This is a genomic window from Rhodococcus sp. ACPA1 (assembly GCF_002300195.1).
GTDB lineage: Bacteria > Actinomycetota > Actinomycetes > Mycobacteriales > Mycobacteriaceae > Rhodococcus_F > Rhodococcus_F opacus.
The window spans coordinates 1-421 of the sequence record NZ_NSDX01000034.1; the positions used below are offsets into that span (position 1 = coordinate 1).

2 pseudogenes are annotated in these 421 nt (G+C 70.8%); one reads left to right on the forward strand and one right to left on the reverse strand.

What is annotated here, in order from left to right:
• Positions 1 to 188, forward strand: a pseudogene (locus CJ177_RS46545) (MFS transporter); the annotation flags it as partial.
• A gap of 72 nt (positions 189 to 260) precedes the next feature.
• On the opposite strand, the pseudogene CJ177_RS49295 reads toward CJ177_RS46545, so the two are convergent.
• Positions 261 to 421: pseudogene (locus CJ177_RS49295) on the reverse strand (TetR/AcrR family transcriptional regulator); the annotation flags it as partial.

Genomic DNA, 421 nt, shown 5'->3' on the forward strand with positions numbered 1-421 from the left:
CGGCACTGGTCAGCGCCGACCTCAGCGCCTCCCTGGTTCCGGTGGTCGGAACCGGTCTCGAGGTCGCTGCCAAGGGCCTCTACGGCATCGGCTACTGGTTATCGGGACTCCTCGCCCTGCTGGTCGTGGTGAGCGTGCTGGTCTCACGCGCCCGGTCCGGTCGGCGCGTCGGCGCGGCAGCGTCCTGAACGTGGCTGGGTCGATTGCCGTCCCCGACCTGGCGCGATGATTCGTGCGGGCGGCCGCTGCCGTGGCGCTCACTACCACTCCACACTCACCCAGGACACGAGCTCGGCGGGGGAGGCCTGCGAGGGACGGGCCGCCGGTCCGGAGGTGTTGCCGAGGTGGGCGGCCATCCAGGCGTCGAGCACGCCGAGGATGAGTTCGATCTGTCGTTCCGCCGCTGGGGGGTCGGTGAACA